General features: G+C 62.7%; 15 protein-coding genes, 1 tRNA gene and 1 pseudogene. 8 read left to right on the forward strand and 9 right to left on the reverse strand.

The window, feature by feature from the left end; genetic code table 11:
• The first annotated feature begins 77 nt into the window (after positions 1–77).
• On the forward strand, positions 78–302 hold the full coding sequence (locus J2R78_RS24685) for a hypothetical protein (protein ID WP_253607164.1): 225 nt from the start codon (positions 78–80) through the stop codon (positions 300–302).
• 56 nt (positions 303–358) lie between these two features.
• Here J2R78_RS24685 and J2R78_RS24690 read toward each other — a convergent pair whose 3' ends face one another.
• A complete protein-coding gene (locus J2R78_RS24690; RefSeq protein ID WP_057019139.1) occupies positions 359–886 on the reverse strand; it encodes a collagen-like protein in 528 nt (175 codons plus the stop codon).
• Between the two features lie 130 nt (positions 887–1,016).
• On the opposite strand from J2R78_RS24690, the gene J2R78_RS24695 reads away from it, so the two are divergent.
• The gene (locus J2R78_RS24695) at positions 1,017–2,012 is read left to right on the forward strand and encodes a hypothetical protein (RefSeq protein WP_253607165.1); all 996 of its coding nucleotides are present in this window, start codon (positions 1,017–1,019) and stop codon (positions 2,010–2,012) included.
• 112 nt (positions 2,013–2,124) lie between these two features.
• On the opposite strand, the gene J2R78_RS24700 is transcribed toward J2R78_RS24695, so the two are convergent.
• Positions 2,125–2,385, reverse strand: a complete 261-nt coding sequence (locus J2R78_RS24700; RefSeq protein WP_016840962.1) for a helix-turn-helix domain-containing protein — start codon at positions 2,383–2,385, stop codon at positions 2,125–2,127.
• A 169-nt stretch (positions 2,386–2,554) separates the two neighbouring features.
• Positions 2,555–3,322: an SDR family NAD(P)-dependent oxidoreductase gene (locus J2R78_RS24705; RefSeq protein ID WP_253607166.1), complete on the reverse strand. Its 768-nt coding sequence runs from the start codon at positions 3,320–3,322 to the stop codon at positions 2,555–2,557.
• Between the two features lie 127 nt (positions 3,323–3,449).
• Here J2R78_RS24705 and J2R78_RS24710 point away from each other — a divergent pair, with 127 nt between their 5' ends.
• Positions 3,450–3,923, forward strand: coding sequence for a hypothetical protein (locus J2R78_RS24710; RefSeq protein WP_253607167.1), 474 nt, complete (start codon positions 3,450–3,452; stop codon positions 3,921–3,923).
• A gap of 88 nt (positions 3,924–4,011) precedes the next feature.
• Here the strand turns inward: J2R78_RS24710 and J2R78_RS24715 are convergent, their stop codons facing one another.
• A complete protein-coding gene (locus J2R78_RS24715) occupies positions 4,012–4,266 on the reverse strand; it encodes a hypothetical protein (RefSeq protein ID WP_057019143.1) in 255 nt (84 codons plus the stop codon).
• Between the two features lie 273 nt (positions 4,267–4,539).
• Between J2R78_RS24715 and J2R78_RS24720 the strand changes: the two genes are divergently transcribed.
• Positions 4,540–4,980 (forward strand): hypothetical protein, encoded by a 441-nt coding sequence (locus J2R78_RS24720; RefSeq protein ID WP_253607168.1) that lies wholly within the window; start codon positions 4,540–4,542, stop codon positions 4,978–4,980.
• A gap of 197 nt (positions 4,981–5,177) precedes the next feature.
• Here J2R78_RS24720 and J2R78_RS24725 read toward each other — a convergent pair whose 3' ends face one another.
• The 4 genes from J2R78_RS24725 to J2R78_RS24740 form a co-directional block, all read right to left on the reverse strand.
• Positions 5,178–5,759, reverse strand: a complete 582-nt coding sequence (locus tag J2R78_RS24725; protein WP_253607169.1) for a GDP-mannose pyrophosphatase — start codon at positions 5,757–5,759, stop codon at positions 5,178–5,180.
• 19 nt (positions 5,760–5,778) lie between these two features.
• Entirely contained in the window at positions 5,779–6,228 is a 450-nt protein-coding gene (locus J2R78_RS24730) for a GNAT family acetyltransferase (protein ID WP_253607170.1), read from the reverse strand.
• 14 nt (positions 6,229–6,242) lie between these two features.
• Positions 6,243–7,670, reverse strand: a complete 1,428-nt coding sequence (locus J2R78_RS24735; protein ID WP_225648964.1) for an FAD-binding oxidoreductase — start codon at positions 7,668–7,670, stop codon at positions 6,243–6,245.
• A gap of 134 nt (positions 7,671–7,804) precedes the next feature.
• Positions 7,805–8,764, reverse strand: a complete 960-nt coding sequence (locus tag J2R78_RS24740) for an L-threonylcarbamoyladenylate synthase (RefSeq protein WP_253636019.1) — start codon at positions 8,762–8,764, stop codon at positions 7,805–7,807.
• 105 nt (positions 8,765–8,869) lie between these two features.
• Here J2R78_RS24740 and J2R78_RS24745 point away from each other — a divergent pair.
• Positions 8,870–8,946: transfer RNA gene (locus J2R78_RS24745), tRNA-Pro, on the forward strand.
• Positions 8,947–9,162: 216 nt separating this feature from the next.
• Here the strand turns inward: J2R78_RS24745 and J2R78_RS24750 are convergent.
• A pseudogene (locus J2R78_RS24750) lies at positions 9,163–10,161 on the reverse strand (tyrosine-type recombinase/integrase); the annotation flags it as partial.
• 915 nt (positions 10,162–11,076) lie between these two features.
• Here J2R78_RS24750 and J2R78_RS45405 point away from each other — a divergent pair.
• The 3 genes from J2R78_RS45405 to J2R78_RS24760 all read left to right on the forward strand — a co-directional run bounded on the left by J2R78_RS45405 (position 11,077) and on the right by J2R78_RS24760 (position 14,545).
• Positions 11,077–11,328: a hypothetical protein gene (locus J2R78_RS45405; protein WP_375167133.1), complete on the forward strand. Its 252-nt coding sequence runs from the start codon at positions 11,077–11,079 to the stop codon at positions 11,326–11,328.
• 513 nt (positions 11,329–11,841) lie between these two features.
• Positions 11,842–12,090: a hypothetical protein gene (locus J2R78_RS24755; protein WP_253607172.1), complete on the forward strand. Its 249-nt coding sequence runs from the start codon at positions 11,842–11,844 to the stop codon at positions 12,088–12,090.
• A complete protein-coding gene (locus J2R78_RS24760) occupies positions 12,077–14,545 on the forward strand; it encodes an AAA family ATPase (RefSeq protein WP_253607173.1) in 2,469 nt (822 codons plus the stop codon). The genes J2R78_RS24755 and J2R78_RS24760 overlap by 14 nt, the downstream gene beginning before the upstream one ends.
• Positions 14,546–14,586: the final 41 nt, after the last annotated feature.

Below are 14,586 nucleotides of genomic sequence, written 5' to 3' on the forward strand. Positions count from 1 at the left end.
CGCACCGTGATGCAGGTCACGGTACGGCGCCACGCGTCCGGGCATCGGTGCAGTTCACCCGATCCCGGAGCAACGCCATGAAGCCTGCCCTGCTCACGTCCTGTTCGATTGCGTTTGCCGCGCTCTGGACCTGCGGCATGCTGTGGTCGAGCGGGACGATCGACCTTGCCAACGTCATCATCCTGTCGGCCTGCGGGGCGTTCGCGGGCGTTGCCTGGTACTACGCGATGCGCTGGGTCTTCCAGCTCATGCACCTCGCTCGACCCTCCGATCCTCCGGCCAATCCCGGCGCGGAGCCGTAGGCATCGGGCGCGGCACGGACAGAGCTGGCCGTGTCGCCGCGCGAGGACAGGAAGGATTACTTCTTGTCCTTCTTGCGGTGCTTCTTCTTTTTCTTGTGATCGTCGTCCTCGTCGTCATCTTCCGCGAAGTCGATGGCGTCGACGTCAAGCGCGATCGCCTCCGCTGCCGCGCGCTCGGCGGCATCGCGCTCGGCGAACTCGGCGGCTTCACGCTCCTTGGTGCGCTTGTAGTCTTCCCAGGCGTCGAAGATCATGTGCAGCCACGGCATCACCTGTTCGATCGACGGCAATTGTCCGGGCGGGCCGGCTTCACCGCGCGGGCCGGCCGGTCCCTGCGGTCCCTGTGGACCAGCTTCGCCGCGCGGACCCTGCACGCCCGCCTTGCCTTGCGCTCCCGGCTTGCCCTGGGGACCCGCCTTCCCAACCAGTCCGGGCTTGCCTTGCGGGCCCGGCTTGCCGCGCGCACCTTCCGGCCCCGGCCGCCCCGGATGTCCTTGCGGACCGGGCCGACCCGGCTCGCCCTGACGGCCCTGCGGCCCCTGCGCCCCTCGTGACCCCTGGCGGGAGATTGTCTCGTCAGCCACTGATATGCTCCGTCGCGATTTCAAGCCGCTTGTAACAGAGGTTGGATGACGGCTTCAATTCTGCCCGGCGCGGCTGATGCAAGCGATCAACAGTCATAATTCGATGCGAAGATTGTGACGGGAGGACGCGTTGCGGATTCTGAACGACAGACGCGGGGCAGTTGCCGGTGACGCAACAGGGCCGCTGACGTTCGACATCGTGGTGACGCGGCACGATCTGCGCGATGAAGCGGCGTTTCGCAACACCGGCGTCCTCGATCTGTATGCCGAGCTGTTTCCTCCGAACGAGCGCGACGCCCCCGACGACATTGTGCGCTGGGTGTTGTCAGATGATGTCGGCGAGCGACGAGAGTTCAGCGTCGGTGATCAGCAGCTGTCATATTGCCTCGACTCGCGCTGCTTCATCCTGCGCGCGGAAGGGCGCGCGATCGGCCTCGGCTTCTTCACCTACGATCACGCAAGCGAGCTGATCTACTGCAACTATGTCGGCGTCGCGAAGGCGTGGCGCGGCGGCGGCCTGGCGGGCCGGTTCTATCGCGAGATGATCGAGATGCTCGACGCCTTGTTTCCGCGCAGTATCGGCGTGGTGCTCGAGGTCGAGCCGTATGATCGCGATCGCCTGGAGGCGATCATCGGCGATCTCGAACGGACGGGCATGAGGCGGCTCGCAGCGGATCAACAGACCGAGATTCGCAGATTGCTGCGCGTCAACTGGTACGACAAGCTTGGCTATTGCTTCTTCTGCGACGCGCGCGGCATGCAGCCGCTTGAGTGTCGCTCGCCATGCCTCGATCCATCGCTATTGCCATCCGCTTGGGTCGGCGCGGAGGAAAATTATTGGTTGGCCTGGCAGTCGCGGACCGGCGCGCCCTCGGCGGAGGGCGAGCGCGCGGGTGAGCTCTGGCAAAGAGCCGTCGCTGCGATCTATGTCGAGATCCTCGCAAAATCGCTGGTCGACGACGATCCGAAGGGGCGGCGCGACTATTGGGACTATGCGACGGCGCTGGTCGCGCAGACGCTGCAACAGGCCGGGACGACCGAGGTGCGTCTCGCTCGCTGCCTCGATGCCGACGGCAGCGAGCTATTGTCGCGCTGGCGGCGGCTTTCGATCGACCTGCCGATCTAGCGTCGACGTGCCGCAAAGCGTGATGAGATCCGGTTGAATCGTCATCACGCTTAGCTCGTTGTCCAAGCACGATCTTCCCGGAAAGCCGCTTCGCGCGCTCCCGGATCTTGCTCTAGGCTGCGGCGTGCTCGCTCAGCGGCACGTCGATGCCGTCGGCCGAATATTCGCGGATCTTGTTCCGCAATGTCCGAACCGACAGCCCGAGCACGCGCGCGGCGCGGGTGCGGTTGCCGTCGCAGCGCGCAAGCGTTTGCAGCACGAGCTCGCGCTCGACTTCATCGACGGTCGCGCCGATCAGCAGTGGGACGATTTCATTTGGAGCCAGCGACGGCAGCAGAGCTTCCGGCGACGGTACGGTGGACGCGTAAGACATGAACTCCTCCCGATCAACGCCCGCTTCGTCGGTGAAGCGAAGACATCGAGAACCAACTACCCCGTAGATCCACGGTGTGCCGGTTTGGTTAACAAGCCCTTAACGCGCCCCTAACTCCCTGCTCTGTAAGCAAAATACCCAGAAATCGCCACGATTGCGGTTCCATCCGTCACAATGTGCGGTAGCCGCCATCGACCATCACGATCGATCCCGAGACATAGGCCGACAGGTCCGAGGCGAGGAAGATGGCGGGGCCGACGATGTCCTCCGGCTTGCCGGCGCGGCCGAGCGGGGTGTGGTCCATGAAGACCTTGACGAGGTCGGGATTGGTGGCGCGCACCTTCTCGTTCAACGGCGTCTCGATGAAGCCCGGCCCGATTGCATTGACGCGCACACCATCCTTGCCGAGTTCGGCGGCCAGCGCCTTGGTGAAGCCGAGCACGCCGTGCTTGGAGGCGGTATAGGCCGGCGAACTCGGCGTGCGCAGATGCACGAAGGACTGGATCGAGCCGATGTTGACGATGCGTCCCTTGTTCTTGCGCAGTGGCGCGAGGAACGAATGCGTCACGTTGAACACGCCGGTGAGATTGATCGAGATGATGTCTTCCCAATCCTTGATCACTTCCTCGTCGGTGCCGAGCATGCCGTTGCGGCGCGCGATGCCGGCATTGTTGACCAGGATCGAGACCGGCCCGACCTTGTCGGCCACTTGCTTTGCCATCGCGACGCAGGCGTCGCGATTGGTCACGTCGAGCGCAAAGCTCTCCGCCTTGCCGCCGGCATTGCGGATCTCCCTGGCCGCTTCCGCCGCCGCATCGCCGTTCATGTCGAGCAGCACCACGCGCGCGCCCTCGCGGCCGTAGCCCAGTGCGATGGCGCGCCCGATGCCCGAGCCCGCACCGGTGATGACGGCGATGTGATTGTCGAGAAGGGCCATGGCGTTTCCTTGTTCTGATTTGTGAGCGTTGTCGACAACACTATTCAAAACTGCGCCAACCGAAACGCCAAGCCGCGTTTGCGCGTTGCTGTTATCCGGATTCGGATGACAGTTACGGACCGCGGACATGGACCCGCATATCAGACACTGGAAAGTTGCGATCGAGCGCTTTTGCGCGGCGCCGGATCCCGACTACCGCGAGATGGCCAAAATGGTCGCGGAGATCGCCGCGACCGACATCGACGAGACGCTGCGGCATGCGGCCGCACAGGTGCTGCCGATCCTGCGCCAGGCGGCGATGAAATCGGCCGACCGCCGCACCAAAGCGATGGCGCTGCGCCGTCTCGGCATCGTCAACGACGCACTGCACATGCTGTCGGCGCCGCGGTTCGGCCGGCGCGGCCTGGCGCCGAAGGCGCTGACGCAGGAGGAGCAGTACCGGCAATTGCTCGGCCTGCCGTTCGGCCGCCGGCTCGCAGCGACCGAAGTCCAGCAGGCTTTCAAGCGCGCCGCCAAGACGGTGCATCCCGACGGCGGCGGCAACGGCGCGGCATTCCTCGAACTCGCCGCCGCGCGCGACGCCCTGATCAAGCATCACTGACGCTGGATGGCGTCATATCTGACAGCACAAGGACGGACGCCGCGCTGTTGCCGCGTGTCCGCCCTGTGCGTGATCGAATGGCGTTCGCTCAGAACGCGCAGGTGCCGTTGTTCAGGAGGCCGGTCTTGTAGCTGAACGCGGCGTCGAAGGTCGGCAGCTCCTCGCTGACGATGGAGAAGTTCGCCGGCCACGGCGTGGTCGGGATACTCTGGTCCCAGATCTGGCAGAAGCCGGTGTCCTGCCAGCGGATCAGATGATAGGGCGTGGCGCTGGCCGGGCTTGCCGCGGCAAGCAAGGACACGGTGGCGGCAATGGCGGCACAGGCAATCGCAAGACGACGCATGGGAAATCTCCGGTTTGAAAAATGAATGCTCCGCGGGGCAATCCTGGAGCTCAGGGGCCGATCGCCCCGGACATGCAGTGAGTATTGCAACCCCGGGAACAGGTTCAACACCGGTCGTGCGAAAGCACCCGTCAACAAATCGGCCATCGCTGTGCCAAATTGCGCCTGTTTACGCGCTTGCTACAGTCGGAGCATCGCGATTCGCAGCCGTGTCACGACGCGAGCAAATCGACGAGAGCAAATCGACGTGAGTAAATCCTGGGGAGACCGCACATGAAACCTTCATCCACCCTGCGTGCTGCGCTTGTCGCGCTGCTGGCGTTCATTGGCCTTGCGTTCTCTTCCGCGGCCCGCGCCGACAGCGGCTTTGTGACACTCACGATCTACAAGGCCGGATGGATCATCGGTGGCTCCGGCGGCAGCGGCGTGTTGACCTTCCGCGGCCGCTCCTACCGGCTCTCCACCGGCGGCCTCGACTACGGACTGGTGTTCGGCGGCTCCAAGACCGTGCTACGCGGCCGGGTCAGCAACATCAACCGTCCGTCCGACGTTGCCGGCGTCTACGGTGCGGCCGGCGCGGGGCTTGCCGTCGGACGCGGCGCGCGTGCGATCGTGCTGACCAATCAGAAGGGCGCGGTGTTGGAGTTGACCGGCCACCAGGTCGGCCTGATGGCCAACGCCGATCTGAGCGGGCTTGCGATCACGATGCGGTAGAGCATTTCGTTCGGTTTATCCCCGTCATCCTGAGGAGCGCGTCTTCGCGCGTCTCGAAGGATGCACGGCCCGGCTGGTGGCCGATTCATCCTTCGAGGCTCGCCGAAGTGGCTCGCACCTCCAGCGACAATGGCATAGCCATTGCGCAGGGATGACGGGGACAGCTAGTCTAAAGCGTTGAGTGCGCGAAGCCGCGTTCACCTGAACAGATGCAGCGCGGCGTATTGCAGCAGCATGATGGTCTTGGCGTCGACGATGCGGCCATCGCTGATCATGGCGAGCGCGTCGTCGATCGCAAGCTCGAGCACCTCGATGTCCTCGCCCTCGTCGGCGAGCCCGCCGCCGTCACCGATGCGCATCGCGGCGTCGTATTCGGCGACGAAGCAATGCAGCTTCTCGGTCACGGCGCCCGGAGACGTGAAAGCCTCGAACACCTTGCGCACATGCGCGAGCCGGTAGCCGATCTCTTCCTCCGCTTCGGCGCGGATGCGTGCTTCCGGCTCGGCATCGTCGAGCATGCCGGCGGCAACCTCGATCAGGAGATCGTCATAGCCGTTGGCGAAGGCGGGGTAGCGGAACTGGCGCACCAGCACGACGCTGCGGGTCGTCAGATTGTAGGGCAACAGCGCGGCGCCGTTGCCGCGATCGTAGACCTCGCGCACCTGGGTCTGCCATTCGCCGTTGGCGCGCCGGTAGTCGAACGTCGCACTCTTCAGCTCGTAGCGGCGCTTCGAAAGCAGCTCGACGTGCTTGACGCGGACGCGGTCGGCGATGCTCATGCGTCGATCCTCAACCCTCTCACGGCGTCGCTTCGCGACCGTCGAGCCATTTGGCCAGCATCACCGAGGTCGACTCGTCATAGCCGAGCGATTGGTAGAACGCGCCGGCCTTGATGTTCTCCCGCCGCACCAGCAGTTGCAGCTTCGGCACGCCGGCGGCGCGCAGCCAGTCCTCGGCCGCCGCCATGATGGTGCGGCCAAGTCCCTTGCCCTGGCGGTTCGGATCGACCGCGACGTAATAGACCCAGCCGCGATGGCCGTCGTGGCCGACCATCGCGGTCGCGACGACCGCATTGGCGTCGCGGCCGACCAGCACGGCTGAATTCGGTCCGCGCCGCGCCAGCGCGATGTCGGCAGCGGGATCGTTCCACGGCCGCGTCAGGCCGCAGGCCTGCCACAGCGCGACGACATCGGCGATGTCGTTATCGGTGATCTCTGCAATGGCGAGGGAGGCAGAGGAGGAGGGCATCGTCGCCTGCGCGGTCACAGCACCTTGCCCGGGTTCATGATGCCGAGCGGATCGAGCATCGCCTTGACCTGCCGCATCAGCTCGATCGCGACCTTATCCTTGACGTCAGGCAATTCGTCGCGCTTGAGCACGCCGATGCCGTGCTCGGCCGAGATCGAGCCGCCCATCCGCAGCACGATCTCGAACACGACGGCATTCACGTCGTGCCAGCGCGCCAGGAAGTCGGCCGCATTGGCGCCGACCGGCTGGCTGACATTGTAGTGGATGTTGCCGTCGCCGAGATGGCCGAACGGCACCGGCCGCGAACCGGGGATCAGCTTCACCACGGCAGCATTGGCTTCCTCGATGAAGGCGGGTACGGCTGCCACGGGCACCGAGATGTCGTGCTTGATCGAGCCGCCTTCCGGCTTCTGCGCCGCCGACATCTCGTCGCGCAGCTTCCAGAACGCCTGGCGCTGGCTCAGATTGGCGGCGATGACAGCGTCATCGACGATGCCGTCCTCCATGCCCTGGGCCAGGATCGCCTCCAGCGTGTCGCGTGCATCGTCGCGCGACGACGACAATTCCATCAGCACGTACCAAGGGTGCTTGCTCTCAAGCGGATCGCGGATATCGATGCCGTGGCGGATCGAGAAGTCGACCGCGACGTCGGCGAGCAGCTCGAAGCTCGTCAGCGCTCCGGCCGCTTGATCGCGCGAGATCGACAGCAGCTTGAGTGCGGCCGCCGGCGAAGCCAAGCCGACATAGGCGGTCTCGACCGCACGCGGCCGCGGAAACAGCTTTAGCGTTGCCGCGGTGATGATGCCGAGCGTGCCTTCGGCGCCGATGAAGAGGTTGCGCAAATCGTAGCCGGTGTTGTCCTTTTTCAGCTTCGACAGCGCGTTCAGCACGCGGCCGTCAGCCAGCACGACTTCGACCCCGAGCGCCATTTCGCGCGCCACGCCATAGGCAAGGGCTCCGGTGCCGCCGGCATTGGTCGAGAGGTTGCCGCCGATCGTGCAGCTGCCTTCTGCGCCGAGCGACAGCGGAAACAGCCGGTCGACCTCGGCTGCCTTCTGCTGCGCGATCTGCAGCACCACGCCGGCCTCGCAGGTCATGGTGTTGGATTCGACATCGATATCGCGGATCTTGTCGAGACGCCGCAGCGAGACCACGACCTCGCCATTGTGCGGCGTCTGGCCGCCGACCAGGCCGGTATTGCCGCCCTGCGGCACCAGCGCGATCCTGTGCTCGGTCGCGAGCTTGCAGATCGCAGCGACCTCGGCGGTCGAGCCCGGGCGCAGCACCAGCGGCGAGCGGCCGTGGAACAGGTCACGCTCCTCGGTGACATAAGGCTCGATGTCGGCGGCGTCGGTCATCGCATATTTCGCGCCGACGATGGCGCGGAATTTTTCAAGCAATTCGGGCGGAAGCGGCGGCACCGCTGATTGGACGATGTTCATTTTTTCTTGGTCTTTCACTCAGTCGGGGATCTTTGCCTAAGCATGCCCTTCGCGCAAACGCTTCGCGTTTGTCGCGAGGGAAAACCGGTTCCCGCTTGGCGCCAACGCGGCCGTTCCGGTCCGGGTCATGCTTGTTACCGCCCAACGGCTGCGCGGCGCAGCCGGTCATTGATGGCTTCGCCCAATCCCTCCTCGGGAATCGGCGTCACCGCGATCGCATCCGCGTTCCTCTTGTCGAGGGTGCGAAGGTAGCCGAACAGATTGGCGGCGGCCTCGGCAAGATCGCCGCGCTCGGACAGGTTCATCTCCACGGAGGCGCATTCGCGCCGCGCGACCTTGGCCGGCCCGAACGACAGCAAGGCTTCGCCGACATGGACGTCGCTGGCATTGAGCCGGACCGGTGTCCGCGGCGCATAGTGCGAGGCGAGCATGCCGGGGGCGACCGGCTGGGTGTCGCTTTCCGCGTCTTGCGGCGGCGACTGCAAGGGGTGGCCGAGCACGCGCTCGATCTCTGCGCGCGTCAGCCCGCCCGGCCGCAGCAGCACCGGATCGGAGAAGCAGCCGACGATGGTGGATTCGACGCCGACCTCGACCGGCCCGCCGTCGACGATCAGGTCGATGCGGCCCGCGAGATCGCCGTTCACATGCTCGGCGGTGGTCGGCGAGACGTGGCCGGAGAGATTGGCCGACGGCGCTACCACGGCACCGCCGAAAGCCTTGATGATGTCGCGCGCCACCTTGTGGGCCGGGATGCGTATGGCGACCGTGTCGAGCCCGGCGGTCGCGAGTTCCGCAACCGGGCAGGACAGCGCCTTCGGCAGCACCAGGGTCAGCGGACCCGGCCAGAACGCGTCCGCCAATCGCAGGGCCTGCCCATTGAACAGGGCAATCCGGCGGGCGGCGCCCAGATCGGCGACATGGGCAATCAGGGGATTGAAGGCCGGCCGGCCCTTGGCCTCGTAAAGCCGGGCGATCGCTGAGGCGTTGCCAGCATCGGCGCCGAGGCCATAAACCGTCTCGGTCGGAAACGCCACCAGGCCGCCCTCGGCCAGGACCCCGGCGGCGGTCGCCGTGGCGGCGGCGCCTGCGGACAAAACGTGCGTTTTCAGACCTGTATCCACTGTGACTAGATTCCTCAATTGGGTGGCTCGTGGTCCCTTGCGGTCCCCGAAACCCGACGCTATAAGCCGGCCCTCAGTCGGAGTGTGGCTCAGCCCGGTAGAGCACTGCGTTCGGGACGCAGGGGTCGCAGGTTCGAATCCTGCCACTCCGACCAGATTTCCTTAGGTTTTTTCTTCTCATCGGTGGCTGTTCCCGAGTCAACCACCGATTTGACCACCGAAACATACCGCGTTTTCTGGCCAATGGCTGCCGCCGCCCCGTGCAAATGATCGGGATGGTGATGGCCATAGGTATCCTGCAGGACCTCCGGCGACATGCCGAGGAACCCGGCCGCCTCCCAAATCGGCACGCCGCGCTGCATCAGCCAGGTCGCCGCCGTGTGGCGCAACGTGTGCGGAGTGACGTTCCCGGGCAGCTTGGCCAGATCCACGGCAGATTTGAAGCCCTTCTTCACGGAAGCCACCGGCTTGCCATTGAACTCGACGAAGCAGGTGCTGATCAGCTTCCGGTCTTTCCAACGACGCATGTGAGCCAGCAGCCGAGGTGGAAGCGGAGCAGGCGTCTGACGCTTCTTGGTGGCTCGCTTCCCGATCGGCCTCCGGTAAAAGATACCACGCTCAAGATCAACGTACGAGTGCCCAAGCTCGGGGTAAGGCGATGCCGCCGCGATCGCGCCCGCCCTGGTGCCGGTGTAGAGGCCGATCAGGATAAATCTGGCCACGTGTCGCAGCGGTCGGCGGTCTGTCCAAACCGGGGCGCCCTTTGAGCCGCCGGCGTGAATTGTCTGTTTTTCGCGATAGCGCCAACATTGCCAAACCAGGGCTGCCGCCTCCCTGCGTGTCAGCCAACGATCGCGCGCCTCGCCTTTTGCCGGGAGGGATACGCGAATCGTCCCACGGTGAAAGCCCTCTTTTGCATGATGGTTGATCGCAGCACGAAAAGTCTCAAGGTCACGACGCGCGCCACCGCGGCTGCCGCGATGTTTGACGTAACCGGCACAGGTTTGCGCGTTGACTGACGCCAGCCTCTTGCCACCCCAGAAATCGTTGAGCCGGTCGATCCTCGCTTCAATTTCGAACTGGTCGCCCGGCTCACCGACGTCGGTCAAATAGATCGACAGCACGTCCGCGCAATCGATGTCGTCGATGTCCCGCCGCTTGCGCTCGGGCTGGTACTTTTGCGCGATGTAGTCTGCTAGCGCTTGCTCTGCTTCTCGAGGCGGCTTTGTTTCAGACGGGCTCGCAAGGCAGCCTGTGGCGATATGGCGCTCGCCGTCTTTGATGATCCAGACGGCTCGGGCGACGAGCTTTCCGCCGCGATATCGTGCCTTTCGCTTATAGAGTCGGGCTCCCTTACTTTGACGCGGCACAGCTCCCTCATCTTCTCGATGTTTTCGAGCGTAGTATAGTCTCTGCCGGCAATTCTTTCTATTTCGAGTCGGCCGCGGCGTGCTTCTCGCCGCAGGCCAGAAGCAGTCATCGATCCGTCTGGAAAAGCCAACGATGCGGCAGCAGACAGGCGGATAGGCATATCACGCGAAACCAGACTTGGGGAGAGATGCGCTCTGGCCATGCTAAGACCAAGTCATCTAGATTCGAGTGGCATGCATTTTTCGATGGTCCAAGTCCACGCGAGCCTTCCGATGGTCTGAGGGCAGCCAATTTTTCAGGTGACGTCACGACCTCAGAATTCGAGCAGTCGAAGCTTCGCGCGGCGATGGCAAAGTTAACTAACCTTGGAGAAGTATACGGACGCTTCGTCATCGCTCAATTGAGCGAGGTTCGGGTTCTTCCTTGACGCGATCAATGCCTCGCGTCGAGTGTCATAATCTCGTCCATTCCAGGCTGCTATTAGTATAAGCGAAGGCTTCTACTGTGAAAGCGGATCGTGCTCGCTCGTGGGACAATCGGCGGCTTCCGAGTGCAAATCGGAACACTGAGACTAGTTTTAAAATGGTCCTAGTCGAGGATGCCCTCATCGCACTTACCTGGTAGCCCTTGGCCTGTGTGCATCGCCACATGCAAGCCTGATGCGGTCCCGACGTTCATGTCAGAGCTATGTCGACAGCGCGGGAGAGCGTCGCCAGCCAATCGTGACAATAGTCCGCGCGCGTCGGTGCCGTCAGACTAGCGAATGCGAGTCCTATCAGAAGATAGATCTTTACGGGAAAGCTGCGTTACGATCCGTGGCCGACTTGCGATGCGTGTTTTCTCGATGCAATACGATTGGACTCACGTGTCGGGCGTGGAACGATCTTTAGCTGGCGCGGACGCATCATACCTTTCTGCCCGCCTTCAAGGCAGACGTTCCCCATGTTTTGGTGACCGTCGAGCTCGAAGAAGGTCCGTGGATGAATGCCAGCTTAGTGGGGAATGGGCGAGAACCGACCGATGGCGCAGCCGTCACCTGTAGATTCGACGCGCACGATGATCGCTGGACATTTCCGAGCTTTGTTCTGGTGTACCGGGAGGGAACGCGGGGCGTGAGATTACACGACCAGGCTTCCATCTGCCCGCGCCGGCGCCCTTTGGACTGAGAAGCTTTCTAACAAAAGTCGTCAGAACATGGGAATCATAATCCTGGGGTCGGGGGTTCGAGTCCCTCCCCCGCTACCAAGAAAACAAGCCATTTCTCGGCGCCTTATGAAGCTCGCCACTTCGTACCACGCTCCGTACCACAGTTTTATTGCTATCGATCCTAAGGATTCGAATACGAACCCTAGGAAGGTCAAGCGTTTACGGGGCGCCTCCTCCGCGGTCGATCGAGATGGATATTTGCGAGCTAGGGGCGTCCTGCCCACCCAGACGTCATTTGGCCGATCTGGAAATATCTCGAAGATTTGACCTTCCGTTGCTTTGACGTCTCGCTCTCTTAGAGCGGCGAGTTGCCCCGTAATCGAATCCTTGTTCGTCATGTCGCGCTAGGATTCGGCAGGCCCCATCTAGCCTGTGCAAACGCAATCATTTATACGGCAGGTATATTTAGTCCGCCGCAAGCTTGGCGCTTGATTTTCCGTAGCGCACCCTCAGATTGCGTGCATCAGCGAGCGATGAACGGCATCGCCGTGGCGCGAACGCGGACGGTAAAGGCAAAGATGGCTGCTCCGAATGACCCGCCTTATTCATCAACGGTTTCGTCCGTGATCGACGCCTTCTTGAGAAGGCTTGAGGACCACAAGACCATCGCGCCAGCATCGCTCGCCGCACTGCGACAGGCATTGGCGGATCACAAGCTAGACGCAGAGAGCCTGCGGGAGGCGATCTTCACCCCTGCGGAGCAGAGCGATGATTCAGATTGAAGAAATCGAAATCGTCGAGTTCCGAGGCATCCGTTATCTAAAGCGCTCGCTCGGGCGAAAGAGCTTCGGCATCGCGGGTCCGAATGGGACCGGCAAAAGCGGTATTGTGGACGCAATCGAGTTTGCCCTCACCGGTAATATCACACGGCTCGGCGGCGCGGGCACCGCCGAGCTGAGCGTCAAGGCGCACGCTCCACATGTGGACTCGAGCAAGAAGCCCGAGAACGCGTTCGTTAGTCTCAAGGTCTATGCGCCTTCACTAAAGAAAAGCTTCACAATCGAACGGAGCGTCAAAAACGCAAGTACCGCGACATTGAAGCCGAACGACGCCGACACCAATGCCATTGTCGCGCAGCTCGAAACTCATCCTGAATTTGCCCTGTCGCGTCGCGAGATCATCAAATACATTCTCGTCCCGGCGGGGAAGCGGTCGCAATACGTCCAGGAACTTCTGCGCCTCGATCAACTCGAAAAGCTGCGGACCTCGCTTCAGCGCGTTGCCAATGAGGCAAAGCGTGATCATACCCGTGCTGAGGCGGAAGATGCGCGGACCAAGTCCGATTTTTTTCGGCATCTTGGCATCGCAGCTCCCAATAAGAATGACCTGCTTGCTGCAGTCAATGCTCGGCGGGCCACTTTGAATCTTGATTCAATCGCGGATCTTGCCCCGGCAAATGCCTTGAAGGCCGGCGTCAACGCGGATGCCGAAGAGAAGGCGCCGCAGCCGTTTTCCAAGCTTGGTGCCAAGAGCGATCTTGTGGCCTGTCTAGGCGCTCTGGCTGCCTTACAGGAAACGGCCGTCATAGGCGCTAAGGCAGAGGCTGTTGCCGCCGTCACCAAGCTCACCGAAAACCCAGCGTTGTTACAGGTGGTCAAGCAACGTGCACTAGTCGAGCGGGGACTCGAGCTGATCGATGAAGATGCCTGCCCGCTCTGCGATAATGCTTGGGAAATGGCCGCGCTGGTCGCCCATCTCCAGGAGAAGATGGTAAAAGCCGACGCCGCCTCGGCCGTTTTGAAGCAGCTTGCCTCTGCGATCGCTCCTCTCACTGCGCACCTGCAGGCGGTGATCCGCGAAGTCGGCAAGGTGGCCCAATGGTGCGAAAAAGCCAATCCTCCGATAAACGTTTCGGCGCTTAACGCTCTTGCCGAGGTGCTCGACGACGACCGCGTCGTTCTCGAGAAGGTCGTTCGCGACCCAGCAGTCATTGCCGAGGCTCTGCAAGCACTCGGCCGATTAGGCGCGCCCACCGCAGCCGAGGTGCTCCAAGCCGCAGATAGTCTGGCGGCCTATATCGACACGCTGCCAGATCCCTCAAAGGAGGAGGCGGCGAAGGAGTTCCTGATCGTCGCGCAGGAAAAATACGATCAATGCCGACAGACGCAGCGGGCGCTGCGTCTGTCGGCACAGCGTGCGGAGACGGCTTCGACCGTGCTGAGCCACTACGGCGCGGTCAGCACCGCAATTCTGGAGGGCATCTACGACAAGGTGCAGACGGATTTCACCGACTACTATAGCTTCATCAACCGTGACGATGAGGACAAGTTCGAGGGCAAGCTCTCGCCGTCATTCGGCAAGCTCGCTTTCGATGTCGACTTCTACGGACGCGGCAAGTTTCCTCCCGGGGCCTACCATAGCGAGGGCCATCAAGACGGCATGGGTCTTTGCCTCTATCTCGCGCTGGTGAAGCATACGCTCGGCGAGGGGTTCACGCTCGCCGTTTTGGACGATGTGCTGATGTCGGTCGACGCCGGACATCGGCGTGAGGTCTGTGCACTCCTGAAGCAGAAGTTCCCAAATACGCAGTTTATCCTGACCACACATGACGGAGTGTGGCTGAAGTTCATGCAGAGCGAGAAACTGGTTCAGAGCACACTTAGCGTCGGCGGCTGGACGGTTGACGGCGGCCCGCAGGTCTGGACTGAAGGTGACGTCTGGGCGCAGATCGACGGATGCCTCGCCAAGGGCAATGTCCCACAGGCGGCGGGAACGTTGCGGCGCTACCTCGAGTTTACCTCGACGATCCTGGCGGACAACCTGCGGGCTCGCATCGAGTACCACGGCAACGGACAATACGATCTCGGCGATCTCTGGCCCAGTGTGCTGGCCGCGTGGAAAGCCCGCCTCCAAGAGGCGCGCGACTCTGCTGCCTCATGGGGCAAGAATATCCAGGAGGCCGAAGGGCTCCAAGTGGAATCCAAGAAACGCGTTGCCGCGACAAAGTCAGAGGAATGGATGATCAACAAGGCCGTCCACTACAACGCCTGGGCGGATCTCCAGCCAAAGGAATTTGTCGCGGTCGCGAGTTCGTTTCAGGAATTGCTCCGGCTGATGCAGTGCCCCAACGCCGACTGTGGAGAATTTCTGTGCGTGTCGCCGATCAAGGGCGACAAGGAAGTACTCCGCTGTAGCTGCGGAACCGTTACGCTCAACTTGGTGCCGAAAAAGAAGTGACGGCTCGGTGGTCGCAGAAGACAGGCGCCCCTCAAATCCGG

Origin of the sequence: Bradyrhizobium sp. USDA 4538 (genome assembly GCF_024171045.1) — a bacterium.
Taxonomy (GTDB): Bacteria; Pseudomonadota; Alphaproteobacteria; order Rhizobiales; family Xanthobacteraceae; genus Bradyrhizobium; species Bradyrhizobium australafricanum.

Bases quoted from the DNA above. Each gene is read 5' to 3' on its own strand.
- J2R78_RS24685 (WP_253607164.1), top strand. From the start codon at position 78: ATGAAGCCTGCCCTGCTCACGTCCTGTTCGATTGCGTTTGCCGCGCTC.
- J2R78_RS24700 (WP_016840962.1), bottom strand. From the start codon at position 2,385: ATGTCTTACGCGTCCACCGTACCGTCGCCGGAAGCTCTGCTGCCGTCG.
- J2R78_RS24705 (WP_253607166.1), bottom strand. From the start codon at position 3,322: ATGGCCCTTCTCGACAATCACATCGCCGTCATCACCGGTGCGGGCTCG.
- J2R78_RS24710 (WP_253607167.1), top strand. From the start codon at position 3,450: ATGGACCCGCATATCAGACACTGGAAAGTTGCGATCGAGCGCTTTTGC.
- J2R78_RS24715 (WP_057019143.1), bottom strand. From the start codon at position 4,266: ATGCGTCGTCTTGCGATTGCCTGTGCCGCCATTGCCGCCACCGTGTCC.
- J2R78_RS24720 (WP_253607168.1), top strand. From the start codon at position 4,540: ATGAAACCTTCATCCACCCTGCGTGCTGCGCTTGTCGCGCTGCTGGCG.
- J2R78_RS24725 (WP_253607169.1), bottom strand. From the start codon at position 5,759: ATGAGCATCGCCGACCGCGTCCGCGTCAAGCACGTCGAGCTGCTTTCG.
- J2R78_RS24730 (WP_253607170.1), bottom strand. From the start codon at position 6,228: ATGCCCTCCTCCTCTGCCTCCCTCGCCATTGCAGAGATCACCGATAAC.
- J2R78_RS24735 (WP_225648964.1), bottom strand. From the start codon at position 7,670: ATGAACATCGTCCAATCAGCGGTGCCGCCGCTTCCGCCCGAATTGCTT.
- J2R78_RS24755 (WP_253607172.1), top strand. From the start codon at position 11,842: ATGAACGGCATCGCCGTGGCGCGAACGCGGACGGTAAAGGCAAAGATG.
- J2R78_RS24760 (WP_253607173.1), top strand. From the start codon at position 12,077: ATGATTCAGATTGAAGAAATCGAAATCGTCGAGTTCCGAGGCATCCGT.